This is a genomic window from Streptomyces sp. NPDC017225 (genome assembly GCF_044331465.1).
Lineage (GTDB): Bacteria > Actinomycetota > Actinomycetes > Streptomycetales > Streptomycetaceae > Streptomyces.
The window spans coordinates 14,985-39,162 of the sequence record NZ_JBIRNE010000016.1 but is presented as its reverse complement, the minus strand read 5'-3'; the positions used below and the strand labels follow the sequence as shown (position 1 = coordinate 39,162).

The 24,178-nt window shown below is 72.2% G+C and carries 22 protein-coding genes; 11 read left to right on the top strand and 11 right to left on the bottom strand.

Annotation, left to right across the window (positions count from 1 at the left end):
- Positions 1–64: 64 nt before the first annotated feature.
- The 3 genes from ACH4NX_RS28890 to ACH4NX_RS28880 all read right to left on the bottom strand — a co-directional run bounded on the left by ACH4NX_RS28890 (position 65) and on the right by ACH4NX_RS28880 (position 4,928).
- The gene (locus ACH4NX_RS28890; RefSeq protein ID WP_398129370.1) at positions 65–1,528 is read right to left on the bottom strand and encodes a CoA transferase; all 1,464 of its coding nucleotides are present in this window, start codon (positions 1,526–1,528) and stop codon (positions 65–67) included.
- 168 nt (positions 1,529–1,696) lie between these two features.
- The gene (locus ACH4NX_RS28885) at positions 1,697–3,247 is read right to left on the bottom strand and encodes a S8 family peptidase (RefSeq protein ID WP_398129369.1); all 1,551 of its coding nucleotides are present in this window, start codon (positions 3,245–3,247) and stop codon (positions 1,697–1,699) included.
- 76 nt (positions 3,248–3,323) lie between these two features.
- Positions 3,324–4,928, bottom strand: coding sequence for a S8 family peptidase (locus ACH4NX_RS28880; protein ID WP_398129368.1), 1,605 nt, complete (start codon positions 4,926–4,928; stop codon positions 3,324–3,326).
- Positions 4,929–5,193: 265 nt separating this feature from the next.
- Between ACH4NX_RS28880 and ACH4NX_RS28875 the strand changes: the two genes are divergently transcribed.
- The 3 genes from ACH4NX_RS28875 to moaA all read left to right on the top strand — a co-directional run bounded on the left by ACH4NX_RS28875 (position 5,194) and on the right by moaA (position 8,379).
- Positions 5,194–5,550 (top strand): DUF485 domain-containing protein, encoded by a 357-nt coding sequence (locus ACH4NX_RS28875; protein ID WP_351399236.1) that lies wholly within the window; start codon positions 5,194–5,196, stop codon positions 5,548–5,550.
- Positions 5,547–7,181, top strand: a complete 1,635-nt coding sequence (locus ACH4NX_RS28870; protein WP_351399234.1) for a cation acetate symporter — start codon at positions 5,547–5,549, stop codon at positions 7,179–7,181. The genes ACH4NX_RS28875 and ACH4NX_RS28870 overlap by 4 nt, the downstream gene beginning before the upstream one ends.
- A gap of 208 nt (positions 7,182–7,389) precedes the next feature.
- Positions 7,390–8,379, top strand: a complete 990-nt coding sequence (gene moaA / locus ACH4NX_RS28865) for a GTP 3',8-cyclase MoaA (RefSeq protein ID WP_351399233.1) — start codon at positions 7,390–7,392, stop codon at positions 8,377–8,379.
- Between the two features lie 7 nt (positions 8,380–8,386).
- Here moaA and ACH4NX_RS28860 read toward each other — a convergent pair whose 3' ends face one another.
- The gene (locus tag ACH4NX_RS28860) at positions 8,387–8,635 is read right to left on the bottom strand and encodes a hypothetical protein (protein WP_398129367.1); all 249 of its coding nucleotides are present in this window, start codon (positions 8,633–8,635) and stop codon (positions 8,387–8,389) included.
- Between the two features lie 281 nt (positions 8,636–8,916).
- Positions 8,917–9,315, bottom strand: a complete 399-nt coding sequence (locus ACH4NX_RS28855) for a DUF3099 domain-containing protein (protein ID WP_351399229.1) — start codon at positions 9,313–9,315, stop codon at positions 8,917–8,919.
- Between the two features lie 260 nt (positions 9,316–9,575).
- Between ACH4NX_RS28855 and ACH4NX_RS28850 the strand changes: the two genes are divergently transcribed.
- Positions 9,576–9,857: a GlsB/YeaQ/YmgE family stress response membrane protein gene (locus ACH4NX_RS28850; RefSeq protein WP_351399227.1), complete on the top strand. Its 282-nt coding sequence runs from the start codon at positions 9,576–9,578 to the stop codon at positions 9,855–9,857.
- Positions 9,858–9,959: 102 nt separating this feature from the next.
- Here the strand turns inward: ACH4NX_RS28850 and tyrS are convergent, their stop codons facing one another.
- From tyrS to ACH4NX_RS28835, 3 genes are all read right to left on the bottom strand, one after another.
- Complete coding sequence (tyrS, locus tag ACH4NX_RS28845; RefSeq protein WP_351399225.1) at positions 9,960–11,228, bottom strand: tyrosine--tRNA ligase; 1,269 nt, start codon at positions 11,226–11,228, stop codon at positions 9,960–9,962.
- A gap of 82 nt (positions 11,229–11,310) precedes the next feature.
- Positions 11,311–12,708 carry a metallopeptidase TldD-related protein gene (locus ACH4NX_RS28840; RefSeq protein ID WP_398129366.1) on the bottom strand — a complete coding sequence of 466 codons (1,398 nt, stop codon included), beginning with the start codon at positions 12,706–12,708 and terminating at the stop codon, positions 11,311–11,313.
- Between the two features lie 82 nt (positions 12,709–12,790).
- Complete coding sequence (locus ACH4NX_RS28835; RefSeq protein ID WP_398129365.1) at positions 12,791–14,314, bottom strand: TldD/PmbA family protein; 1,524 nt, start codon at positions 14,312–14,314, stop codon at positions 12,791–12,793.
- Between the two features lie 315 nt (positions 14,315–14,629).
- On the opposite strand from ACH4NX_RS28835, the gene fabG reads away from it, so the two are divergent.
- The 3 genes from fabG to ACH4NX_RS28820 all read left to right on the top strand — a co-directional run bounded on the left by fabG (position 14,630) and on the right by ACH4NX_RS28820 (position 16,657).
- The gene (gene fabG / locus ACH4NX_RS28830) at positions 14,630–15,349 is read left to right on the top strand and encodes a 3-oxoacyl-[acyl-carrier-protein] reductase (RefSeq protein ID WP_351399219.1); all 720 of its coding nucleotides are present in this window, start codon (positions 14,630–14,632) and stop codon (positions 15,347–15,349) included.
- Positions 15,350–15,354: 5 nt separating this feature from the next.
- Complete coding sequence (gene fabI / locus ACH4NX_RS28825; protein WP_279566108.1) at positions 15,355–16,122, top strand: enoyl-ACP reductase FabI; 768 nt, start codon at positions 15,355–15,357, stop codon at positions 16,120–16,122.
- Positions 16,123–16,288: 166 nt separating this feature from the next.
- Entirely contained in the window at positions 16,289–16,657 is a 369-nt protein-coding gene (locus ACH4NX_RS28820; RefSeq protein WP_351399217.1) for a hypothetical protein, read from the top strand.
- Here the strand turns inward: ACH4NX_RS28820 and ACH4NX_RS28815 are convergent.
- Positions 16,635–17,327 carry a FadR/GntR family transcriptional regulator gene (locus ACH4NX_RS28815; RefSeq protein ID WP_351399215.1) on the bottom strand — a complete coding sequence of 231 codons (693 nt, stop codon included), beginning with the start codon at positions 17,325–17,327 and terminating at the stop codon, positions 16,635–16,637. The two genes, ACH4NX_RS28820 and ACH4NX_RS28815, sit on opposite strands and share 23 nt — an antisense overlap.
- An 82-nt stretch (positions 17,328–17,409) precedes the next feature.
- On the opposite strand from ACH4NX_RS28815, the gene ACH4NX_RS28810 reads away from it, so the two are divergent.
- The 4 genes from ACH4NX_RS28810 to ACH4NX_RS28795 all read left to right on the top strand — a co-directional run bounded on the left by ACH4NX_RS28810 (position 17,410) and on the right by ACH4NX_RS28795 (position 20,060).
- Positions 17,410–18,858, top strand: coding sequence for a CynX/NimT family MFS transporter (locus ACH4NX_RS28810; RefSeq protein WP_398129364.1), 1,449 nt, complete (start codon positions 17,410–17,412; stop codon positions 18,856–18,858).
- Between the two features lie 78 nt (positions 18,859–18,936).
- On the top strand, positions 18,937–19,053 hold the full coding sequence (locus tag ACH4NX_RS28805) for an SGM_5486 family transporter-associated protein (RefSeq protein ID WP_345589758.1): 117 nt from the start codon (positions 18,937–18,939) through the stop codon (positions 19,051–19,053).
- A gap of 188 nt (positions 19,054–19,241) precedes the next feature.
- Positions 19,242–19,448: a hypothetical protein gene (locus tag ACH4NX_RS28800; protein ID WP_351399209.1), complete on the top strand. Its 207-nt coding sequence runs from the start codon at positions 19,242–19,244 to the stop codon at positions 19,446–19,448.
- 93 nt (positions 19,449–19,541) lie between these two features.
- A complete protein-coding gene (locus tag ACH4NX_RS28795) occupies positions 19,542–20,060 on the top strand; it encodes a SixA phosphatase family protein (RefSeq protein ID WP_398129363.1) in 519 nt (172 codons plus the stop codon).
- Between the two features lie 78 nt (positions 20,061–20,138).
- On the opposite strand, the gene serB is transcribed toward ACH4NX_RS28795, so the two are convergent.
- Together serB and ACH4NX_RS28785 are read right to left on the bottom strand one after the other, a co-directional pair.
- Positions 20,139–21,383 carry a phosphoserine phosphatase SerB gene (gene serB / locus ACH4NX_RS28790; RefSeq protein WP_351399206.1) on the bottom strand — a complete coding sequence of 415 codons (1,245 nt, stop codon included), beginning with the start codon at positions 21,381–21,383 and terminating at the stop codon, positions 20,139–20,141.
- A gap of 656 nt (positions 21,384–22,039) precedes the next feature.
- Positions 22,040–24,022, bottom strand: coding sequence for a streptophobe family protein (locus tag ACH4NX_RS28785; protein WP_398129362.1), 1,983 nt, complete (start codon positions 24,020–24,022; stop codon positions 22,040–22,042).
- Positions 24,023–24,178: the final 156 nt, after the last annotated feature.

Genomic DNA, 24,178 nt, shown 5'->3' with positions numbered 1-24,178 from the left:
GCACATGAGGACGTTTTCGGCCGCCGTACGGTTCGGGAAGGCCGGGGAAAGCGTGAGGAACGCGTCACATCCACCGCGCGGCGTCCGCGCCCCAGGGCCCCGGCGGCCGGGCCCAGTCGGCCGGGCCGCCGGTGAAGGACACCGGCGGCAGCGCGTACCGCAACCGCCCCAGCCGGCTCTCCCGCTCCGCGAGCCAGGGCTCGGGCCCCGTGTACGCCTCGTCGCCGACGCCGTTCGCGTCGCCGCTGCCGCTGCCGCCGTCAGTGCCGCCGTCCGCCTCGTCCGTGCCGTCCGGCCGGACCGCGCCGGTCAGCCAGGCCGCGGTCCGTGCCAGCGCCACCCGGACGTACCGGCTGCCGCCCTCGTACGACTGCTCGGTCAGCGCCCGCAGCACCCCGGCCGCCAGCAGGTACCCGGTGCCGTGGTCGAGGGCCTGTGCGGGCAGCGCGCCCGGCCGCTCGGCCGTCCCCTCCACCGCGGCGATCCCGGTGGCCACCTGCACCAGGCTGTCGAAACCGCGCCGCCCGGCCCACGGCCCGTACGCGCCCCACGCCGACAGCTGTGCCACGACCAGCCCCGGCCTGCGCCCGGCGAGCGCCTGCGGAGACAGTCCGAACCGGTCGAGGGCGCCCGGCCGGTAGCCGGTGACGACGACGTCGGCCGCGCCGAGCAGTTCCTCGAACGTCCGCAGGCCACGCCCGCCCGACAGGCCGAGCGTCGCCGACCGCTTCCCGAAGCCCGTGTCGGCATGCTGGTCGGACAGCTCCGGCAGCCCCGGCGGATCCAGGCGCAGTACGTCCGCGCCGAGCAGGGCGAGCGTGCGGGTGGCGACCGGCCCCGCGATGACCCGGGTCAGATCCAGGACCCGCAGCCCGGCGGCGGGCAGCAGGGGAGACGCCGAGGAGGAGGGGTGGACCGGTGAGGAGGACGGGGGAACCGACGACGTGAACACGCGCGCGTGGGAGGCGTCCAGCCGCCCCCGCTCCACCAGCGGCCGTCGGGCCACGGCCCCGCCCTGCCCGGTCGCCGCCCACTGTTCGGGCGTCCGCAGCGCGACGGCCAGTCCGCCGGCCGCGTACACGCTCTCCTCGACCTCCAGCGCGGACCGCTGGGCGAGCAGCGATCCCACCGCCTCCACGTCCGCGGGCGCGCTCAGCGCGTCCAGCAGCCGCGCCCGGTGGTGCGGATAGTTCGCGTGCGTCCGTACCCACCCGTCGGCCGTCCGCCACAGCCGCGACAGGGGCGCGAAGGACACCGGCTCCCGACCACCGACCCGCAGGTGCCGCTCGCTGGTGAAGGCCGCGGCGACGGCCCCGTCGTCCACCCGCACCCCGGGCACCTCCGCGAGCCCGGCCCGCCGCGCCCCCAGCTCGGCCGCGGCCAGCGCGCACGCGCCGACGCAGGCCCTCGCCGACTCCCGTACCGGAAGCCGCGCGTCGAGTGCCTCGCCGCGTACGACCTCCGACACCCGGGACACCAGCGCGGGATCGCCCTCCAGCGCCGACCACACCTGCTCGATGGCTCTCATCGGAGCACTGCGCGGCGTCGGCCACGCCGGTGCCAGAGGCCGTCGGCCACCTCAGCCGCACCTCCTGCCCGGGTCTCGGAATCCTCGTGCACGCGCATGGCGAGGATCCTGCCGTACGCGTGAAGCGGAACGGGGGCTGTCCCGGCCCGCTTCACGCGCGTGTGCCGTTTACCAGGTCACCGCGTCCAGTGCGTCGGTCATGCCCCAGCCGTAGAAGCCGTTGCGGTTCTTCGAACCCTCGCACACCGCGTCGACCTTGCCGTCGCCGTCGATGTCGTACGGCTCGGTGCACGGCGTGGCGTCGGCCTGGGCGTACAGCAGGGCCTTGACCATGGCCGGGGAGGCGTGCGGGTGCGTCGACTTGATCAGGGCGGCGACACCCGCGACGTGCGGTGACGCCATCGACGTACCGGCCATGTAACCCCACTTGCCGCCGGGCAGCGTGCCCAGGATCAGTCCGCTGGTGGCGGGCGGCTCCGGCGTCTGGTAGGCCGTCGAGTCGCCGCCGGGCGCGGCGATGTCGATGACCCCCAGGCCGTGGTTGGAGAAGGACGACTTGAGGTCCTTCGCACCGGTCGAGGCGACCGTCACGACACCCGGCAGCTGGGTCGGGATGTCGAGGCACTCCGACGGGTCGACCACCCGGTCGCCGGGCGTCGTGTCGTTCGGCGAGGACGGGTCGGTGATCTCGTCGGCCGCGAGGTCGTAGTTCTCGTTGCCGGCCGCGGCGACGTTGACCGCGCCCTTCTTCTCCGCGTACCGCGAGGCCCGGGTGACGGCTTCCAGGAGCGCCTTCTGGTCCGGGTCGTCCTCGCAGTTGAAGTACCAGGGATCCGTGTAATAGCTGTTGTTGGTCACGTCGACGCCGTGCTCGGCCGCCCACATGAAGCCGCAGACCACGGCCTCGGCGTAGAAGAAGCCGTCGGGGTTGGACACCTTGATGCCGGAGACCTTCACCCCGGGCGCCACGCCGGTCATGCCGACGCCGTTCTTGGCCGCGGCTATCTCCCCGGCCACGTGCGTGCCGTGCGGGCTCTCCGCCGCGCCCGGCCGCCAGGCGCCGTCGGTCGTGTCCGGCTTGCCCGAGACGCAGTTGACGGAGGCGTCCCGGTCGAAGTTCGGGGCGATGTCCGGGTGGGTGTCGTCCACGCCGGTGTCGATCACGGCGACCGTCACCCTGCTGCTGCCGAGCGACTTCTCGTGCGCCTTGTCCGCCTTGATGGCGGGCAGGTCCCACTGGAGGGGCTGCAGCGGGTCCTGGCCCTCGGTGGCCCGGGCGGCCGCCCGGGCGGCGGCGATCTCCTGGCCGCCGAGCACCTTCGGCGCGCCCGTGTCGGTCGTCGCGGCCGAGGGCAGCGGAGCGGTGCGGGTGGCACCGGCCGACTGCACGCCGCGTACCTTGCGGACGGTCTTGGCGAAGTCCGGGTTCGCGGAGTGGACGACGACCACGCCGATCCGGTCGTACGACGTCACGATCGTGCCGCCGGCCTTGGCTATCGCGCGTTCGACCTTCGCCGACGGGCCGTGCCCGGGGCGGACGTTGACGACGTAGCTGAACGAGGACGCCGAGCCGGCCGAGACGGAGGACGCGGCCTGAGCGGCCTCGGAGGCCGGTGCGGCGGAGGCCGGGACGCCCGGCAGGAAGGCGAGGGACGCGGCCACGGCCAGGCCGGCCGGGATCGCGAGGGCACGGCGGTGACGCGGGTGGAACGCTGTCATGTGCGATGTCTCCAGTTGGTCCGAGGGACTTCGTGAGCGGAGCGGAGGGGCGGGCGTTGGACGCCGGGCGGGCCGGTCACCTCACCGCCCGCAGCGCGTTGACGATGCCGAAGCCGTAGAAGCCGTTGACCCGCTTGCCGCCCTCGCAGTCGGCGTCCTGCGTGCCGTCGCCGTCCTGGTCGTAGGAGGCCGGGCAGCCCGGGTTGTCCGCCTGGGCCTTCAGCAGCCACTGCAACTGCGCCGGGGACGCCCACGGGTGCTTGGACTTCAGCAGCGCGGCGACGCCCGCGGCGTGCGGCGAGGCCATCGAGGTGCCCTGGAGCCAGGCGTACTCGTTGTTCGGCATGGTCGACAGGATGCGGCCGTTCTTCGACGGCGTGTCCGGGATCTGATAGCGCCCGTCACCGCCCGGCGCCGCGATGTCGACGACACCGTTGCCGTACGTCGAGTAGTAGGACTTCTCCTTGTCGACGCCCGTGGCGCTGACCGTGACGATGCCCGGCAGCTGGGTCGGGATGTCGTAGCACTCGTGCGGATCGATGGTCCGCGTCCCCGGCGTGGTGTCGTTCGGGCTGGAGTCGTCGACGATCGCGTCGGAGTCCAGGTCGTGGTTGGAGTTGCCCGCGGAGGCGAGGTGCAGGGTGCCCTTGCGCTGGGCGTACAGCTGGGCCCGGTTGACCGCGTCGACGATCGCGCGCTGGTCGGGGTGGTCCATGCAGTTGTACAGCCAGGGGTCCACGTAGTAGCTGTTGTTCGTTATCTCCACGCCGTGGTCGGCGGCGAACATGAACGCGCACACGACGTTCTCGGGGTAGAAGAGCCCGTTGTCCGGGTCGCTCACCTTGATGCTCGACACCTTCACGCCCGGCGCGACGCCGGCGACGCCCGTGCCGTTGCGGGCGGCGGCTATCTCACCGGCCACGTGGGTGCCGTGGTAGTCGTCGGCGGTGTACGGCCGCCAGGCGCCGTCACTGGTGTCGGCCTTGCCGCCGACGCAGTTGGCGGACTGCGAGGCGGAGAAGTTCGGGGCGAGGTCGGGATGGGTGTCGTCGACGCCGGTGTCGATCACGGCGACGGTGACCCTGGAGCTGCCCGGGTTGATCTTCGCGGCCTTGTCGGCGCCTATCGCGCGCAGGTCCCACTGTTCCGCTTCCAGCGGTTCGCCGGCCCCCGCGGCCTCGGACGCCTTCGCGGTCCTCGCCGCCTGCTCGGCGGAGAGCATCCGGGCGGCGCCCTGGTCCGTCGTCCCGGCGGCGGTCAGCGGCGCGGTGCGGGTCGCGCCCGCCGACTGCACTCCGCGCGCCTCGCGTATCCGCTCCCCGAAGTCCGGGTTCGCCGAGTGGACGACGATCACGCCGATCTTCTGGTACGTGGCCACGACGGTGCCGTCGGCCCCGGCTATCGCGCGCTTCACCGACGCGAGCGTGCGATGGTCCGTCCTCGTGTTGACGACGTACGCCAGAGTGGGCGCGTCCTCGGCCAGGCCGGCCCGCGCGGTCTTGGCGGCGGCCTCCGCGGCCGCTTCCGCCTGCGGGGCGGCCGAGGCGGCGGCCGGCAGGAAGCCGAGCGACGCGGTCAGCGACAGCACGACGGGTACGGCGAGGGCGAGCCGCCGTCTGGAACGCGGGGACCGCGACGGACGCGGAGAACGCGACGGACGCGGCGCATGCAGATGATCCATGGGGTCTCCACATCATCCGGAAACGAAACCGGCCCGAGACACAGGTGACGCTCGGGCAGGTACATGACGGAGTGGTGCAGGGCGAAGCTATCCCCCGCAGTCCCTGGCCAGCAATGACCCGCCACAGGTGACTTCGGAAAGTGCCCCGGGTGTTGAACCGGTCCCCGTGGGGGGCCGTGTCGTTGGACAGGGAGCCCGAGCACCATCAGGCCCCCGTGAGAACACCGAGGTCCAAGCCGTCATGTCCGTCGTACGAGGAGACTCCGTGGCCACCGACGCACCACCCCCCTCGAAAGAGGAACGCCCGCTTCCGTCCGCCGAGGAGTTCTCCGAAGTGCAGCAGAGCGCTGAGTTCGCCGAACTGCGCCGCTCCTTCCGCTCCTTCGCGTTCCCGCTGACGATCGCCTTCGTGGCCTGGTACCTGCTGTACGTGCTGCTGTCCAACTACGCCGGCGACTTCATGGGCACCAAGCTGTTCGGCAACATCAACGTCGCCTTCGTCTTCGGCATCGCCCAGTTCGTCACCACGTTCCTCATCGCCTGGTGGTACTCGCGGTACGCCGCCGCGAAGCTCGACCCCAAGGCCGAGGCCATCAAGTCCCGGATGGAGGGCGGCGCATGAGCCCCGCACAGACCGTTCTCGCCACCCAGCTCGCCGCGAACGAGGCCAGCGAGCACCGCCCGCTGATCATCACGCTCTTCGCGATCTTCGTCCTCGCCACGCTCGGCATCACCGTCTGGGCGGGCCGCCAGACCAAGGACGCCGCCGACTTCTACGCGGGCGGGCGCCAGTTCAGCGCCTTCCAGAACGGACTCGCCGTCTCCGGCGACTACATGTCGGCCGCGTCCTTCCTGGGCATCGCCGGCGCCATCGCCCTCTTCGGCTACGACGGCTTCCTCTACTCCATCGGCTTCCTGGTCGCCTGGCTGGTCGCCCTGCTCCTGGTGGCCGAGCCGCTGAGGAACTCCGGCCGCTACACCATGGGCGACGTCCTCGCGTACCGCATGCGCCAGCGCCCGGTGCGCACCGCCGCCGGCACCTCCACGATCGTCGTCTCGATCTTCTACCTGCTGGCCCAGATGGCGGGCGCGGGCATCCTCGTCTCGCTGCTGCTCGGCATCACCTCCGACGCGGGCAAGATCCTCATCGTCGCCCTCGTCGGCCTGCTGATGATCGTGTACGTCTCCATCGGCGGTATGAAGGGCACCACCTGGGTCCAGATGGTCAAGGCCGTGCTGCTGATCGGCGGCACCATCCTGATCACCTTCCTGGTGCTGCTGAAGTTCAACTTCAACATCTCCGACCTGCTCGGCACGGCCGCGGAGAACAGCGGCAAGGGCGCCGCCTTCCTGGAGCCCGGCCTCCAGTACGGCGCCAGCGGCACCACCAAGCTCGACTTCATCTCCCTGGGCATCGCCCTGGTGCTCGGCACGGCCGGCCTGCCGCACATCCTGATCCGCTTCTACACGGTGCCCAACGCCAAGGCCGCCCGTAAGTCCGTGAACTGGGCGATCGGCATCATCGGCGCCTTCTACCTGATGACCATCGCGCTCGGCTTCGGCGCCGCCGCGCTCGTCGGGCAGAAGGAGATCATCGCGTCCAACCCGTCCGGCAACACGGCCGCGCCGCTGCTCGCCCTGCACGTGGGCGGCGTCGACTCGGCCTGGGGCGCGATCCTGCTCGCCACGATCTCGGCGGTGGCCTTCGCGACCATCCTCGCCGTGGTCGCCGGCCTCACCCTCGCCTCCTCCTCGTCCTTCGCGCACGACATCTACGCCAACGTCATCCGCAAGGGGAAGGCCACCGAGAAGGAGGAGATGAGGGCGGCCCGCTGGTCGACCGTCTTCATCGGCATCGCCTCCATCGCGCTCGGTGCCCTCGCCCGCGACCTGAACGTGGCCGGCCTGGTCGCCCTGGCCTTCGCGGTCGCCGCGTCCGCCAACCTGCCGACCATCCTCTACAGCCTGTTCTGGAAGCGGTTCACCACCCAGGGCGCCCTGTGGTCGATCTACGGCGGCCTGATCGTCGCCGTCGGCCTGGTGCTCTTCTCGCCCGTGGTCTCCGGCGACCCGAAGGCGATGTTCCCCGACGTCGACTTCGCCTGGTTCCCGCTGAAGAACCCGGGCATCATCTCCATCCCGTTCGGCTTCCTGATGGGCTGGCTCGGCACCGTGCTGTCCAAGGAGGAGCCCGACGAGGCGAAGTACGCGGAGCTGGAGGTCCGGTCCCTGACCGGCACCGGAGCCCACTGAGCCACGCGCCGGACCATGCGCGGGGCCACGCTGCGGGCCCCGCACGACGCCACCGGGACGCGGCCGCTCGTAGATCCCTACGACGCGGCCGCGTCCCACGTCGTGGGATCGGGCCGCTGTCGATGTCGGACCCGTCACGTAGGCTCGCAGGTGTCGGAGGAGAGAAGTGGAATGGCTCCGCCGATCCGCGTCGAGGGAGGGGGCCCACGTGCTCATCGACACCTACGGCCGAGTGGCCACCGACCTGAGGGTCTCGCTCACCGACCGTTGCAACCTGCGCTGTACCTACTGCATGCCCGAAGAGGGCCTCCAGTGGCTGGCCAAGCCCGACCTGCTCACGGACGACGAGATCGTCCGCCTCATCGGCATCGCCGTCACCTCCCTCGGTATCGAGGAGGTCCGCTTCACCGGCGGCGAGCCCCTGCTGCGCCCCGGTCTGACCGGCATCGTCGAGCGCGTCGCCGCCCTGGAGCCGCGTCCCCAGATGTCCCTCACGACCAATGGCATCGGCCTGCGCCGCACGGCGCCGGCTCTGAAGGCCGCGGGCCTGGACCGGGTCAACGTCTCGCTGGACACCCTGCGCCCGGACGTCTTCAAGACCCTCACCCGCCGGGACCGCCACAAGGACGTCCTGGAGGGCCTGGAAGCCGCCCGCGACGCCGGGCTGACCCCGGTCAAGGTGAACTCGGTCCTGATGCCGGAGCTCAACGACGACGAGGCCCCCGACCTGCTGGCCTGGGCCGTCGAGAACGACTACGAGCTGCGCTTCATCGAGCAGATGCCCCTGGACGCCCAGCACGGCTGGAAGCGCGAGGGCATGGTCACCGCCGGTGACATCCTGACCTCCCTGCGCACCCGCTTCGAGCTGACCGCCGAGGGCTCCGAGGAACGCGGCTCGGCCCCCGCCGAGCGCTGGCTCGTGGACGGCGGCCCGCACCGCGTCGGCGTCATCGCCTCCGTCACCCGCCCGTTCTGCTCGGCCTGCGACCGCACCCGCCTGACCGCCGACGGCCAGGTGCGCACCTGCCTGTTCGCCACGGAGGAGACCGACCTGCGCGCCGCCCTGCGCTCCGACGCCCCCGACGAGGAGATCGCCCGCGTCTGGCGGCTGGCCATGTGGGGGAAGAAGGCGGGCGCGGGCCTCGACGACCCGGCCTTCGTCCAGCCCGACCGGCCGATGTCCGCGATCGGAGGCTAGGGCCCGCTCAGGGCCCGCTCACGGCAGGCCCTGGCCGGGAGCCCGCAGGGGGCTCCCAGTCGGCCAGCGGGACCACGTCCTTCAGGAAGCCCCGCGCCCCGAGGAACTGGGACAGATGCTCCCGGTGCTCGTCGCAGGCGACCCACGTCTTGCGGCGCTCCGGTGTGTGCACCTTCGGGTTGTTCCATGCCAGCACCCATAGGGCGGTGGCACGGCAGCCCTTCGCGGAGCAGATCGGGGCGGTCTCGTCACTCACAGTTTCGTCTCACAACTACCGAATCAGAACTACCGAAAACATCAACGAATCCACCGCGCGACAGCCGCGGACACCCACCGAAAAAGGCGACGCCGAGCAGCCACGGGGGGAGCTGCCCGGCGTCGGTCCGTCGCTCCGACGGGGGATGCGGAGCGAGTACGAAGTATGTCACGGGTCACCCGTGGCCCGGCACCGGAACAGCGCGATTCATCTGAGCATTTCTTCGGCCTGGCGTGGAATCGACGGCCGCCCCGGCACCGGCCCGGATGGACGCCCAGCGGTCAGGCCCGGCCGCGTGGTTCACCGGCCGCGCCCGGCGCCGGGTCGGTCCTGGCGTCCTCCGGAACCGCTCCCGCCGAACCGTCCTCGGCGCGTGGCGGCATGATCATCGGGGCGGTCCGCGCCGTCACGAACGTCGACGGCAACGATGGCGCGTTCTCACGCCCGGCGTTGGCGATCACGACCGCGATGTACGGCAGGGCAGCCCCGAGGATCAAGGCCACGATCGCGACGTGCCGTTCCACGTTCCACAGGCAGACCGCGAGGATCACCGACAGCGTACGGACCGACATCGAGATGATGTACCGGCGCTGCCGCCCGCGCACGTCCTCCTGGAGACCCGTCCGGGCCCCGGTGATCCGGAACACCTCGGCACTGCCGCCGGCACTCTGCTTCCGCATCTGGTTCCACCATCCGCCCGCATCGGACTCTCCCCGCCCGCTCCCGTCCGCGGCCGCTCGGGGACTCCGGTCCCGGACAACTCCCCACGTTACGCCGCGCCTGCGCCGCCCACGAGACCGGGGCACCCCCGTTCCGCGCGCACGGTGTGCGCCGCACCGCGTAGTCCGGTACCCCGTTCGGCCGTATCCGGCATGCGCCGTACGCGGTACCGCCGAACACTGGCGGTAATGCTCGCGTAGGGCCGTATGAGGAGGCAGTCATGGGCTGGTTGTGGGCGATCATCGTCGGATTCGTGCTCGGTCTGATCGCCAAGGCGATCATTCCCGGGAAGCAGCACAGCCCCCTGTGGCTGACCACCATCTTCGGCATCCTCGGCGCGATCGCGGGCAACGCGATCGCGCGGGCGGCGGGCGTGGACGCGACCTCCGGCATCGACTGGTGGCGGCACGTCTTCCAGCTGGTGGCCGCCATCGTCATCGTGGCCGTGGGCGACGCGATGTACATGGCGGTACGGGGCAACAAGCGGCGCGAACGGGCCTGACGGCACGTAGGACACCCGTACGACGAAGGGGCGGCCTCCGGCAGCCGCACGGCACCGGAAACCGCCCCCCGTACGCACGCTCGGGCGCGGGCAGTACCGCGCTCAGGCGCTGGTGACCTCCACCGCGGCCAGGTTCTTCTTGCCGCGGCGCAGCACCAGCCAGCGCCCGTGCAGCAGGTCCTCCGCGGCGGGGACCGCGTCCTCACCGGTGACCTTGGCGTTGTTCACGTAGGCGCCGCCCTCCTTGACCGTGCGGCGCGCGGCGGACTTGCTGGCCACCAGGCCGACCTCGGCGAACAGGTCCACCACCGGACCCAGCTCGGCGACCTCGACGTGCGGCAGCTCGGAGAGGGCCGCGGCCAGCGTCCGGTCGTCCAGCTCCGTCAGGTCGCCCTGGCCGAAGAGGGCCTTGGACGCGGCGATCACGGCGGCCGTCTGGTCGGCGCCGTGCACCAGTGTCGTCAGCTCCTCGGCCAGCGCGCGCTGCGCGGCCCGGGCCTGCGGACGCTCCTCGGTCTGCCGCTCCAGCTCCTCAAGCTCCTCGCGGGAGCGGAAGGACAGGATGCGCATGTACTTCGAGATGTCCCGGTCGTCCACGTTCAGCCAGAACTGGTAGAACGCGTACGGCGTGGTCATCTCGGGGTCGAGCCAGACGGCGCCGCCCTCGGTCTTGCCGAACTTGGTGCCGTCCGCCTTCGTCATCAGCGGCGTCGCGTAGGCGTGCGCGGTGGCGTCCGGCTCCAGCCGGTGCAGCAGGTCCAGGCCGGCCGTGAGGTTGCCCCACTGGTCGCTGCCGCCCTGCTGCATCGTGCAGCCGTACCTCCGGTAGAGCTGGAGGAAGTCCATCGCCTGGAGGAGCTGGTAGCTGAACTCCGTGTAGCTGATGCCCTCGGAGGACTCCAGCCGCCGCGCGACGGAGTCCTTGGTCAGCATCTTGTTGACCCGGAAGTGCTTGCCGATGTCCCGCAGGAACTCGATCGCGGAGAGCCCCTCGGTCCAGTCGAGGTTGTTGACCATCACGGCCGCGTTCTCGCCCTCGAAGGACAGGAACGGCTCGATCTGGCCGCGCAGCCGCGCCACCCAGCCCGCGACGGTCTCCGGCGGGTTCAGCGTGCGCTCCGCGGTCGGGCGCGGGTCGCCGATCTGCCCCGTCGCACCGCCGACCAGCGCCAGCGGCCGGTGACCGGCCTGCTGGAGCCGGCGCACGGTGAGCACCTGTACCAGGTGCCCCACGTGCAGGGACGGCGCGGTCGGGTCGAAACCGCAATAGAACGTGACGGGACCGTCCGCGAGCGCCTTGCGCAATGCGTTCTCGTCGGTGGACTGGGCGAACAGCCCGCGCCACTGCAACTCGTCGACGATGTCCGTCACGGTTCTCGTGTCTCCTACGTGTTCACGCGTGCTGACGCGTGCTGATGATCTTTGGGCAGTCGGGTGACAGCCGACTACGAGGTTATACGCCCTGACTGACAGAGCTCATATTGAAATCGGGGACGCGCAGCGCGGGCATCGCCGCCCTGGTGAACCAGTCGCCCCATTCCCTGGGCAGCGTCTTCTCCGTGCGCCCCGCCTCAGTGGCCCGGCCCAGCAGACTCACCGGCGACTCGTTGAACCGGAAGTTGTTCACCTCGCCGACGACCTCGCCGTTCTCGACGAGATAGACGCCGTCCCGGGTCAGCCCGGTCAGCAGCAGCGTCGCCGGGTCGACCTCGCGGATGTACCAGAGGCAGGTGAGCAGCAGGCCGCGTGAGGTGCCGGCGACCATCCGGTCCAGGGACCGGTCGGGGTCGCCGCCGTCCAGGACCAGGTTGCCGATCGCCGGTGCCACCGGCAGCCCGGTCAGCCCGGCGCTGTGCCGGGTGGTCGTCAGCCGGTTCAGCTCGCCCGCGCGGATCCAGTCGGTGGCGCCGACCGGCAGCCCGTTGTCGAACACCGACCGATCGCCGCCCGAGGAGTGCGCGACCACGAAGGGCGCGCTCTGAAGACCCGGCTCGTGCGGATCGCTGCGCAGGGTCAGCGGCAGCTCGCCGAGCCGCTCGCCGACGCGCGTGCCGCCGCCCGGCTTCGAGAACACCGTGCGCCCCTCGGCCGCGTCCCGCCCCGAGGACGACCACAACTGGTAGATCAGCAGGTCCGCGACCGCGGTCGGCGGCAGCAGCGTCTCGTACCGGCCCGCCGGCAGCTCCACCCGCCGCCGGGCCCAGCCGAGCCGTACGGCCAGCTCGGCGTCGAGCGCCGCCGGGTCGACGTCCTTGAAGTCACGCGTGGAGCGCCCCGCCCACGCCGACCGGGCGCGGTCCGGCGACTTGGCGTTCAGTTCCAGCGTGCCGGTGGGCTGGTCGTGCCGCAGCCGCAGTCCCGTGGACGTGCCCACGTACGTCGACGTCATCTCGTGGTTGGCGAAGCCGTACAGCTCCCGGCCGCCCGCACGCGCGCGTGCGAACGCCTCACCGAGGGCCGGCGCGAAGTCGGCGAAGACGGCCGACGAGGTCTCGGCGGGCGCGTCGGTGAAGTCGGGCGAGGCCGGCACGCCCGTGACCAGTGGCTGCGCGTCCTCGGCCGGTCCGGCGTCGCGCGCGGCGGCCTCGGCGGCGCGCACCAGGGGCTCCAGCTCGTCCGCGGTCACGGCCGAGCGCGACACGACCCCGGACGCCGTGCCCTCCCGCCCGTCCACGGTGGCGACGACGGTGAGTGCGCGCCCGCGCGTGACACCGTTGGTGGTGAGCGCGTTGCCCGCCCAGCGCAGGTTGGCGGTGGACTCCTCGTCGGCGACGACCACACACCCGTCCGCCCGGGACAGCTCCAGCGCCCGCTCGACGATCTCGTGCGGCTTGCCCGTACGCGCGCTCATCGACCCGCCTCCTGGGTGGTGTTCAGGCTGTGCTGTCCCGGGGGACGACCCCCGGACCCCCGGCCGACGCTCGTACCGGCGCTCATCGACCCGCCTCCTGGGTGGTGTTCAGTATGTTGACTCCCTTGAAGAGGGCGGACGGGCAGCCGTGGGAGACGGCCGCGACCTGTCCGGGCTGGGCCTTGCCGCAGTTGAAGGCGCCGCCCAGGACGTACGTCTGCGGGCCGCCGACGGCCGCCATGGACCCCCAGAAGTCGGTGGTCGTCGCCTGGTAGGCCACGTCCCGCAGCTGACCGGCGAGCCGCCCGTTCTCGATCCGGAAGAACCGCTGCCCGGTGAACTGGAAGTTGTGGCGCTGCATGTCGATGGACCAGGACCGGTCCCCGACGACGTAGATCCCGCGCTCCACGCCCCCGATCAGGTCCTCCGTCGACAGCCCGCCGGGATCCGGCCGCAGCGACACGTTGGCCATGCGCTGCACGGGCACATGCGCGGGGGAGTCGGCGTAGGCGCACCCGTTGGACCGCTCGAACCCGGTGAGCCGCGCGATGCGCCGGTCGAGCTGGTAGCCCACCAGCGTGCCGTCCTTCACCAGGTCCCAGGACTGGCCCTCGACGCCCTCGTCGTCGTACCCGACGGTCGCGAGCCCGTGCTCGGCGGTGCGGTCGCCGGTGACGTTCATCAGCTCGGAGCCGTAGCGCAGCTTGCCGAGCTGGTCGAAGGTGGCGAAGGAGGTGCCGGCGTAGGCGGCCTCGTAGCCGAGGGCGCGGTCAAGCTCGGTGGCGTGGCCGATGGACTCGTGGATGGTCAGCCACAGGTTCGACGGGTCGACGACCAGGTCGTACGGTCCCGCCTCGACGCTCGGCGCCCGCATCTTCCCGGCCAGCAGCTCCGGGATCTCGGCCAGCTCGGCGTCCCAGTCCCAGCCGGTGCCGGTCAGGTACTCCCAGCCGCGCCCGGCGGGCGGCGCGAGGGTGCGCATGGAGTCGAACTCGCCGCTGGAGTCGTTCACCGACACGGCGGTGAGCACCGGGTGCAGCCGCACCCGCTGCTGCGTGGTCACCGTCCCGGCGGTGTCGGCGTAGAACTTGTTCTCGTGCACGGTGAGCAGCGAGGCGTCGACGTGGTCGACCCCGTCCGCCGCGAGCAGCCGCGCGCTCCAGTCGGCCAGCAGCGCCGACTTCTCCGCGTCGGGCACGGTGAAGGGGTCCACCTCGTACGACGAGACCCACGTCCGGTCGGCGTGCGCGGGTTCGTCGGCCAGCTCGACACGCTCGTCCGACCCGGCGGATTTGATCACCCGCGCGGACAGCTTGGCCATCGCCACCGCCTGCGAGGCGACCTTGGCGGCGGCGTCCATCGTCAGGTCCACACCGGACGCGAAGCCCCACGTACCGCCGTGCACCACGCGCACCGCGTATCCGAGGTCGGTCGTGTCGGAGGACCCGGCGGGCCGGGCGTCCCGCAGCCGCCAGGAGGCGTCGCGCACCCGCTCCAGCCGGAAGTCCGCGTGCTCGGCACCGAGCGCCCGCGCGCGGGCGAGGGCGGCGTCGGCGAGGGGGCGCAGGGGGAGTGCTAGGAATGACTGATCGACCTCGTGGGCCACGAACTGCCTCCCTGAGTCATGGTGAGCGAGACGTGTTCGTCCCGCAGTGAATCATGGGGTGCCGGCACCGGGACCTGCCAATGGATTCGCGCCGGGCCGGGACCGTACGCGCGGCAGCGGTGCCGGCCGTGTCGGAGGGGTGACGCCCGGGCCTTTTCTGTAGGGACCCGACAGCCAGCCCCGTAAGCCACTGTGGGTGCCCGAGTCTTTGCGGACGGGTGGGGACCGATAGGTTTTCGAGGAAGCCGCCTGTCATCGCCGCCCGTCAACCGGGTGTTCGGGTGGCTACCAGACCGCTATTGAAAGGGTGATCCGTTGAGCCGCTCGGTTCTCGTCACCGGAGGCAACCGGGGCATCGGCCTCGCCATCGCCCGCGCTTTCGCCGACGCCGGCGACAAGGTCGCGATCACGTACCGCTCGGGTGAGCCGCCCGCCGCCCTGACGGAGCTGGGCTGCCTGGCCGTCAGGTGCGACATCACCGACAGCGAGCAGGTGGAGCAGGCCTACAAGGAGATCGAGGAAGCACACGGTCCCGTCGAGGTCCTGGTCGCCAACGCGGGCGTCAACAAGGACCAGCTCCTGATGCGCATGTCCGAGGAGGACTTCACCTCCGTCGTCGACACCAACCTCACCGGCACCTTCCGCGTCGTCAAGCGCGCCAACCGCGGCATGCTGCGGGCCAGGAAGGGCCGTGTCGTGCTCATCTCGTCGGTCGTCGGGCTCCTCGGCTCCGCGGGGCAGGCCAACTACGCCGCATCCAAGGCGGGCCTGGTCGGCTTCGCGCGTTCCCTCGCCCGTGAGCTGGGCTCGCGCAACCTCACCTTCAACGTCGTCGCGCCGGGCTTCGTCGACACCGACATGACGCGGGAGCTCACCGAGGAGCAGCAGACGAAAATCCTCGCGCAGGTGCCGCTCGGCCGGTACGCGCAGGCGGAGGAGATCGCCGCGACGGTGCGGTTCCTCGCCTCGGACGACGCCTCGTACATCACTGGAGCCGTCATCCCCGTTGACGGCGGACTGGGAATGGGTCACTGATCACCATGAGCGGAATTCTCGAGGGCAAGCGCGTCCTGATCACCGGTGTGCTGATGGAGTCCTCCATCGCCTTCCACACCGCCAAGCTGGCCCAGGAGCAGGGTGCCGAGATCATCCTGACCGCCTTCCCGCGGCCGACGCTGACCGAGCGCATCGCCAAGAAGCTGCCCAAGCCCACCAAGGTCATCGAGCTCGACGTCACCAATGACGAGCACCTCGGGCGCCTGGCCGACATCGTCGGCGAGGAGCTGGGCGGCCTCGACGGCGTCGTGCACTCCATCGGCTTCGCGCCGCAGGACGCGCTCGGCGGCAACTTCCTGAACACGCCGTTCGAGTCGGTCGCCACCGCGATGCACGTCTCGGCGTACTCCCTGAAGTCGCTGACCATGGCCTGCCTGCCGCTGATGCAGAACGGCGGCTCGGTCGTCGGCCTCACCTTCGACGCGCAGTACGCCTGGCCGCAGTACGACTGGATGGGCCCGGCCAAGGCCGCCCTGGAGGCCACCAGCCGCTACATGGCGCGTGACCTGGGCAAGCAGAACATCCGCTGCAACCTGATCTCCGCGGGCCCGATCGGCTCCATGGCCGCCAAGTCCATCCCGGGCTTCGCCGAGCTGGCCTCCGTGTGGGACAACCGCGCCCCGCTGGAGTGGGACCTGAAGGACCCGGAGCCGGCCGGCCGCGGCGTCGTCGCGCTGCTGAGCGACTGGTTCCCGAAGACCACGGGCGAGATCGTCCACGTCGACGGCGGTCTGCACGCAGTCGGCGCCTGACCGGCCGCCTGGTTCGGGGCCCGCGTCCTTCACGGGCGCGGGCCCCTGGCATGTCACCCGTTCGGCTCAGTCGGCCGGGCGGTGGGACGGTGGGCGGCACACGCTGGAGTACGAGTTCACCACGCGCTTTCCCTCCCAGTTCCCCGCACGGCCGAGGGGGTCCCCTGTGCGTCTGCTCTTCCGCCTGGCCTCAGTGCCCGCCGCCCTCGCCTGTGCGCTGCTCCTGCCGTCCCAGGCGGTGTCCCACGCGCGCGTGCCCGCCGGGGACACGGGGGATGCCGGGGACTCCGCCTCGCAGGAGCCGTTCGGCGCCGAGTGCAGGGTCCGCGTCGACGGCTCCCGGGTGACCGCCCACTGCCACAACCCGTACCCGGGACCCGACCAGGTGCGGCTGCACATCGAGTGCGTCCGCTGGTGGGACCTCGACAGCGACGGTTCGGCGGTATCGGCCGGGCCCGCGCAGACCGTACGTCTGGACGGCCGGTGCTGGAAGGAGGTCCAGGCGGCCTGGGTCAGCCACCAGCGGGCGCACTGATCCGGCCGGGCCGGCACAGGAACGGATAGCCGGCCGCCTCCTGGGCGGCCGTCACCGCGTCCCCCGCGCGGATCGCGTCCACCAGCCGTGTGTGGTCCATGTGCGACTCCGGCGTGAGCTCGCTGCCGACGTCCACCCGCAGCCAGTCCCGCATCACCTCACCCAGATCCGCGTACATCGCGGTCATCACGTCGTTGTGCGAGGCGGCCACGACGGCCAGGTGGAAGGTGGCGTCCGCTGTCACGAACGCCTCCGTGGCGCCCGACTCCCAGGCCTCCTCGCGGCGCACCAGCAGCGCGTCGAGCTGCTTGAGGTCCTTCTCCGTGCGCCGCTCGGCGGCGAGCCGGGCGGCTGCCGACTCCAGCGTGGAACGCAGCTCCGCGATGTGCCGGGGGTCGGCGTCGGCGAAGCGGCGCTGCATCACGCCCGCCAGCTCGCTGGTCGCCACGACGTATGTGCCGGAGCCCTGGCGGATGTCCAGCAGACCGTTGTGGGCCAGCGCGCGGACCGCCTCACGGACCGTGTTCCGGGCGACACCGAGCTGTTCGACCAGTTCGGGCTCCGTCGGGATGCGGGAGCCGACCGGCCACTCGCCCGTGGCGATCTGCTGGCGCAGTGCCGCGATGACCTGCTCGGACAGCGCCGAACGACGGGGATGGCTCAGGGGCATGGCTCACCTTCGCACGCGGGTCCCGGCGGCGGACAGCCACCGGATGAACGCCGGGATGGACAACCAATCATCCCATGATTCTATGATGGGTCTCATGGCTAGTGACGAAACCCGGACGGAGACTCGGACGGAGACCCCGCAGTCCGCGCCCCTCGGCCGCGAGGCGGCCGAACGTGATGCCCGAGTACCCGGCCGGACGCCCGGAGCGCCCGGCACGCGCGCGTGGACGACGTGGACGACCCGCCTGCTCCTGCTCGGCATCGTCCTGGCCGCGGTCAACCTGCGCCCCGCCATCACGAGCCTGGGAGCGCTGCTGGAAGAGGTCCGCGACGGGCTCGGCATGAGCGGCAGCGTGGCCGGACTGCTCACCTCCGTGCCCCCGCTGTGCTTCGCCGTCTTCGGGGTCACCGCCCCGCGGCTGGCCCGCCGCTTCGGACCCGGCGCGGTGGTCTGCGCGGGCATGGTCGCCATCACCGCCGGCCTGCTCATACGCCCGTACGCAGGCGGAACGGCAGGCTTCCTGGCCGCCACCGCCCTCGCGCTGATGGGCATCGCGGTCAGCAACGTCCTGATGCCGGTCATCGTCAAGCGCTTCTTCCCCGACCGGGTCGGCTCCATGACCGGCCTGTACTCCATGGCCCTCGCCTTCGGCACCTCGATCGCCGCCGCGGCGACCGTGCCCATGACGAACGCGCTGGGCGGGGACTGGCAGCCCGGCCTCGCGGTCTGGGCCGTCCTGGCGGCGGCCGCCGTCCTGCCGTGGATCCCCTTCGTACGCGACCGGAAGGCACCGTCCGAGCCCCCGCCCGCCCGGGACGCCTCCAAGGGCGCCCACGAGATCGACGAGGTCGGCGAGGGTGCCGCGGAGCCCACGGCCGCGCGCCGGGCGGACCGCCGTGCAGCGGGGGCCGCTCGGCCGGCGGCACAGCCCGCCGAGCAGCCTCCGCTGCGGATCACCCGCAGCCGTACGGCCTGGGCCCTCGCCGTCTTCTTCGGCCTCCAGGCCACCGCCGCCTACATCACGATGGGCTGGATGGCGCAGATCTTCCGGGACGCGGGTGTGTCCGCCGGCACCGCCGGACTCCTGCTCGCCGTCATCATGGTGATGGGCGTGCCGCTCGCCTTCGTCATCCCGCGGGTGGCCACCCGCCTGCCCCACCAGGGCCCGATCGTGCTGGTACTGGGCGTGTGCGGACTCGCCGGATACGCCGGCCTGTACTTCGCCCCGGCCGGCGGCGCCTGGGCCTGGGCCCTGCTGCTCGGCGTCTCCAACTGTGCCTTCCCGCTCGCGCTGACCATGGTCGGGATGCGGGCCAGGACGGGCGCGGGCGTCGCCCAGCTGTCCGCCTTCGCGCAGAGCACCGGCTACCTGATCTCCATCCCGGGGCCGCTGCTGGTGGGCGTGCTCTACCAGCACAGCGGCGGCTGGGGCATGCCGATCGCGCTGATGAGCGCCCTGATGGTGCCGCAGATGCTGGTGGGCTTCCTGGCGGGACGCGACCGCACGGTGGAGGAGGAAGCGGCCCGCTGAACCCGTCGGCGGCCGGTTCGCCCTCCCGGGGTGCGGCCCGCCCGCTCCGGTGGGGGAGGCGGATGCGAGACTTGCCGTATGCCAGTCCTGGACCCGAATCCCCAGCACGGCCAGAAGAAGATGCTGTTCGTCTTCGGAGGCTTCCTCGCGATCTTCGTGATCATCGGCATCGTCGCGACGATCGCCTCACCGTGACCCCGCCCTCGTCCGCCCGACGGTGGGGTTAACCCCCCATCCCCTAGGGGGCGAGGGTCAGGGTCAAGTGGGTGGACTTCCGGATGGGTTGGGGCCCGCGGATTCCGTAGTTTCGAGATGTGCCCGCAGTACGGCAGGCGGGCCGCGGAGCACGGACCAGCGACGCTCGAAGACCAGCGGAGGCACTCATGTCGGCCCCAACCCACACCCGGCCTCCCCAGGCGACCCGGGGCGGCGTCGAGATCCGGCTGCCCTGGTGGGCCCTCGCCCTGCCCGTGCTCGCCTTCGTCGCGCTGCTCCTGCTGATACTCAACCCCGCCGAGGCCCACGCCACCGCCGGTGAACCCGGGATCGCCCACCTGCTGGAGCGGGTGCGGCAGCTCACCGCCCGCTGAGGCCGGACCGGCGTCCCGGGGCGCGCTCGAAGCGGTGAATCCGCATGTCAACTCCCTGCGCCTCGTGGCCTGTTTCATGCGAAGCTGGATGCCATGAGCGTCGCAGAACCCCGCAGGATCATCCTTTTCCGGCATGCGAAAGCCGACTGGCCACAGGTGACCGATCACGAGCGGCCGCTCGCCGATCGGGGCCGCAAGGACGCCGCAGAGGCCGGGCGCAGGCTGGCGGATACCGGCGTCCCCTTCGACCAGGCACTGTGCTCCACGTCGGCCCGGACCCGCGAGACCTGGAAGCTCGCCGTCCAGGAGTTCCCGCAGCGGCCGAAAACCGTCTACGAGGAGCGGATCTACGAGGCCTCGCCCGGCGAGCTGATCGCCGTGCTCAACGAGACCCCCGACGACCTGCGCAACGTGCTGATGATCGGCCACAACCCGGGCATGGAGGCACTCGCCGAGATCCTGGCCGGCTCGGCCGAGGACGACGTCCGCGAGCGGATGGGCCGCCGTGGCTTCCCGACCGCGGCCTTCGCCGTCCTGACCTTCACGGGCTCCTGGAAGGACGTGGAGCCGGGCACGGCCTCCCTGGTCGACTACTGGGCACCGACCGACTGATCCGGCCCCGCGGGACAGGGCCCGGCCCGGCACTCGGGCGGTCCGGGCCCCGGCCGTACCAGGAGGCGCCTGGGCCGCTCAGATCCGGTCGATGGGCAGCCCGAGGCCCTCGACGAGACCCTCGTCCAGCGTGTCCGCCGCCTCGACCTCTTCCCGGGTGATACCGAGCAGATACAGCACCGTGTCCAGGAAGGGCACGTTCACCGCCGTGTGCGCCGCCTCGCGCACCACCGGCTTGGCGTTGAAGGCGACGCCGAGCCCGGCCGCGTTCAGCATGTCCAGATCGTTGGCCCCGTCCCCGATCGCCACGGTCTGCGCCAGCGGTACGCCGGCCTCGGCGGCGAACCGACGCAGCAGCCGCGCCTTGCCCGCCCGGTCCACGATCTCCCCGGTGACCCGGCCCGTCAGCCTGCCGTCGACGATCTCCAGCGTGTTGGCCTGGGCGAAGTCCAGTCCCAACCGCTCCTTCAAATCGTCGGTGACCTGCGTGAAGCCGCCGGAGACGACCCCCACCTGGTAGCCGAGCCGCTTCAGCGTACGGATCAGGGTGCGGGCACCCGGTGTCAGCCGCACCTCGCCGCGGACCTTCTCCACCACCGAGGCGTCCAGCCCCGCCAGCAGCGCCACGCGCGCGTGCAGCGACTGCTCGAAGTCCAGTTCCCCGCGCATCGCGGCCGCCGTCACCTCGGCGACCTTGTCCTCGCAGCCGGCGTGCGCGGCGAACAGCTCGATGACCTCGTCCTGGATCAGCGTCGAGTCCACGTCCATCACGACCAGGCGCTGCGCCCGCCGGTGCAGTCCCGCCGCGACGACCGCGACGTCCACACCGAGCGCCGCGGCCTCGGTGGCCAGGGCGGTGCGCAGCGGCTCGGTCTGTACGCCGGACACCGCGAACTCGACGGCGGTCACCGGGTACTTGGCCAGCCGGAAGATACGGTCGATGTTGCTGCCGGACTCGGCTATCCGGGCCGCTATGGCGGCCGTCGCCTCAGCGGTGAGCGGGTGCCCGAGCACCGTGACCAGGGAGCGGCCGAGACCGCGCGGCCGGTTGTCGCCGATGCCGGAGATGATCTCCGCCTGCAGCTTCAGCGACTCCGCCCAGCTGTGGACGGTGGCCCTCAGATCGCCCTCCAGACCCTGGGGCGGCTCGGTCACGAGCGCGCACAACACGATCCGGCCACGGGTGACGACCTGCTCGATGTCGACGACATCGACGGAGTAGGCGGCGAGGGTGTCGAACAGGCCGGCCGTGATGCCCGGTCGGTCCTTGCCGAAGATCTTGACGAGAAGCGTGGGAACGTCAGAGGTCTGCGAAGCGCTCATGGTGCTCCAACCGTATCCGGCACCCGGTGCCTCCCGCCCCCGAGGTCCGCCTGACGGACAGGACCCACCCGGGGGACCCGGTGGCCTCCGGGACACGGGTGGCGGAGGCGGCTGCTCCGCACCCCGGGTGGGGACGACGACGACCGGCTGTGGCCGTTCGCCGGACCGAGGACCGAGGAAGGCGGAAGACGGTGGAGGCGGTGGAGGCGCGCCGGGTGGTGATCGCAGCGGTTCGGCGGCTCGGGGCCCACGGGTCTCGGCTCGCACCGAGTCCGCACCCTCCTTGCCCACCTCGGTGCCGTCGCCGGCCGGGAGGGGGCCTCGTGCCTGCGGGGTCGGTCTCGCTGGTTGTTGCCGGGCGCCGATGCCGCAGGGCGCCCGGGGCGGCGGAGCCGGTGGTCCGGCCGTTGAGAGAGGGTGTGATCCCGGTCCTGCCGGTCTCTGTCCGAGGCCCGGTCCCTGTCCGAGGCCCGTTCCGGTCTGCCTCGGGCGCCGTCCGGCAGGGGAAGGGGGCTCGTCCCCACGGGATCGGCGTCGGGCCGTTGCCGGGCGCCGAGGCCGCAGCGGTGCTCAGGGGGCGGTGAACGCAGTCGCCCGGAGGCTGCGGGGACCATGGCCGGTGGCGGCCACGGCCTGCCCGTCCGGATGCTGTTCCCTCAGTGCCCGCCCCCGGGCCGCCGGGGTGGCGCCGGAGGCGGGGGAGGAGGGGGAGGCGGGGGCGGGGGCCGCTCGCCCCACCGGGACGGCGGTCGGCCGCCGGGCCGCACCCCGGGCCGCGGAGGCCGCGGCGGCGTTCCCGGCCGCGGTCCCAGCGGCCCGGCCACCGTAGGGGCGCCGTACACGTCGTCGCCCGACCGCTGTCCGTCGCTGTCGGGCCGCTGCCCCGCGCTCTCGGACGGCCGGCCCCCGCCCGCATGCCCCTGCCCCGTGCCGCCGGGCGGCTGCCCCGTGCCGCCGGGCGGCCGGGCTCCGGGAGCGGGCCGCCCGGCACCCGGCGCACGCCCAGGGTCGGACGGCGGACGGGTGCGCGACCCGGCCGGCCGCGCGTCCTCGGGTTCCTCCGCTTCCGCCTCCCCGCCCGCCGCTTCCCGCGGGCGCAGATACGGATTGGTGCCCGGGTCGGGCGGCCGATGCGGCGCCCCCGGCCGGTACGGCCCCGAGGACGGTGACCCCGGGTACGCCGTAGCGTCGACGCCCGCGCCACCTCCGCCCGGGACACCCACGCCCGCCGTCCCGGCACTCCGTGCCAAGGCCGATGCCCGCGACCCCGCCGCCCCGCTCGCCCGTGCCAGCAACGCCCCGGCGGCCCCCGCCCCCGCGCCCCACACGGCACCCAGCAGCAGGGCCGTGCCGAGGTGCCCGCGCAGGTCGATGCCCGCGCCGAAGGCGTCGACGCCGAGTACCGACAGTGAGGCGTCCACGGACATCTCCGTCAGCCAGGCGAGCAGCGGCAGCGTCAGCGCGGTCACGACGCCCAGCCGCACGGCGCACCGCCCGGCGAGAGCCGGTAAGCGTGCCTCGTCCCGCGCCACCGGTGTCCGTACCGCCGTCAGTACCCCGGCCAGCAGCATCATCAGAGCCGCCGCCACTCCCAGCAGCCACACCCGTTCGTCCAGCTCCGCCAGCCGCCCGAGGGTGACCGGATTCCCGGCGCCGGCACCGAGCAGCTCGTCCAGCGGAGCCGGGAGAACCCGGACCAGCTCACCGGTGGCTCGCCCGTCCCACGGCACGAACAGGCCGATCGGAACGCCGAGCCACACCCCGTTCGGCGCGCCCAGCAACGCGGCCCCCGCGATCCGCCGGGGGTGGTCGTCGCCGACCGCCGCGTAGGCCGCTGCCGCGAAGCCGGCCACCACCGCCGTCAGCGCCACCGTGACCAGGGCGGACACGGCCGGCCGTACCACCCGGTGCACGGCCTGGCACCCGCGCGGCAGGGGAGTGCGGCGCGAGGCCAGCAACGCGATCAGCAGGACCCCGGCGGACCAGACCAGGCCGCCCAGCAGCGTCGGCGCGGGGTCGACGGAGAAGCCGACGGCCGCCTCGGCGTCCACGAGGTCACCGATCCGGTCGGGCAGCAGTCCGCCGACGCCGCCCAGGTCACCGAGTCCCGGAATCTCGATGCTCCCGCCACCACCCCCCTCTCCGGGCAGGTCGTCGAGTCCGAGCGAGCCGCCGTCGATCGTGATGACGTCGTGACCCGCCCAGGCCAGTCCGCCGGTCATCGCCACGAACAGGGCGATCACCGCCCCCGCGCGCGCCAGGAGTTCGGCGGGCGCGACCACGACCCCGGCCGCCCGCAGGGACCGCAGGAAGAAGAACGACAGGAGCAGCGCACCGACCAGCCCCACGCCCAGTGGCGTGAACTCGATGGCCGTGTGGGCCTGAGCCCCTTCCAGCCCGAACGCGGACACGTCTCCGGCCGGTGTGACCGAACCACCGGCTCCGAGCGCCACGACCGCCGCGGTCATCGGGCCCAGCGAACCGGCCGCGTCCGCGCCCAGCAGACGCAGACCGAGCGCCGCCGTCCCCGCCATGCCGATCAACGCCCAGCTCACCGAGGCGATCGCGGACAGCAGGACATCTCCCCACGGCACCCCGGTGCCGTACCCCTTGGCCTCGACGCTCGTGGACACGCTCATGGCAGACCCCCCGATCCGCTGCGCGGCCGAGTTGCCGCGCATGTCCCCCTCGCGTGGAATACCACTCTCCGGGCAGGTTTCAACCCCGTCAACGGGAACGGCCGAAGGGCGCCCACGCAGTTTTCACAAGGCCCGACTTTCGGTCAGGGGGCCGAG

Coding starts and splice junctions, on each gene's coding strand:
- ACH4NX_RS28890 (WP_398129370.1), bottom strand. CDS start 1,528: ATGAGAGCCATCGAGCAGGTGTGGTCGGCGCTGGAGGGCGATCCCGCG.
- ACH4NX_RS28885 (WP_398129369.1), bottom strand. CDS start 3,247: ATGACAGCGTTCCACCCGCGTCACCGCCGTGCCCTCGCGATCCCGGCC.
- ACH4NX_RS28880 (WP_398129368.1), bottom strand. CDS start 4,928: ATGGATCATCTGCATGCGCCGCGTCCGTCGCGTTCTCCGCGTCCGTCG.
- ACH4NX_RS28870 (WP_351399234.1), top strand. CDS start 5,547: ATGAGCCCCGCACAGACCGTTCTCGCCACCCAGCTCGCCGCGAACGAG.
- ACH4NX_RS28855 (WP_351399229.1), bottom strand. CDS start 9,315: ATGCGGAAGCAGAGTGCCGGCGGCAGTGCCGAGGTGTTCCGGATCACC.
- ACH4NX_RS28850 (WP_351399227.1), top strand. CDS start 9,576: ATGGGCTGGTTGTGGGCGATCATCGTCGGATTCGTGCTCGGTCTGATC.
- ACH4NX_RS28840 (WP_398129366.1), bottom strand. CDS start 12,708: ATGAGCGCGCGTACGGGCAAGCCGCACGAGATCGTCGAGCGGGCGCTG.
- fabI (WP_279566108.1), top strand. CDS start 15,355: ATGAGCGGAATTCTCGAGGGCAAGCGCGTCCTGATCACCGGTGTGCTG.
- ACH4NX_RS28815 (WP_351399215.1), bottom strand. CDS start 17,327: ATGCCCCTGAGCCATCCCCGTCGTTCGGCGCTGTCCGAGCAGGTCATC.
- ACH4NX_RS28810 (WP_398129364.1), top strand. CDS start 17,410: ATGATGGGTCTCATGGCTAGTGACGAAACCCGGACGGAGACTCGGACG.
- ACH4NX_RS28805 (WP_345589758.1), top strand. CDS start 18,937: ATGCCAGTCCTGGACCCGAATCCCCAGCACGGCCAGAAGAAGATGCTG.
- ACH4NX_RS28800 (WP_351399209.1), top strand. CDS start 19,242: ATGTCGGCCCCAACCCACACCCGGCCTCCCCAGGCGACCCGGGGCGGC.
- ACH4NX_RS28795 (WP_398129363.1), top strand. CDS start 19,542: ATGAGCGTCGCAGAACCCCGCAGGATCATCCTTTTCCGGCATGCGAAA.
- serB (WP_351399206.1), bottom strand. CDS start 21,383: ATGAGCGCTTCGCAGACCTCTGACGTTCCCACGCTTCTCGTCAAGATC.
- ACH4NX_RS28785 (WP_398129362.1), bottom strand. CDS start 24,022: ATGAGCGTGTCCACGAGCGTCGAGGCCAAGGGGTACGGCACCGGGGTG.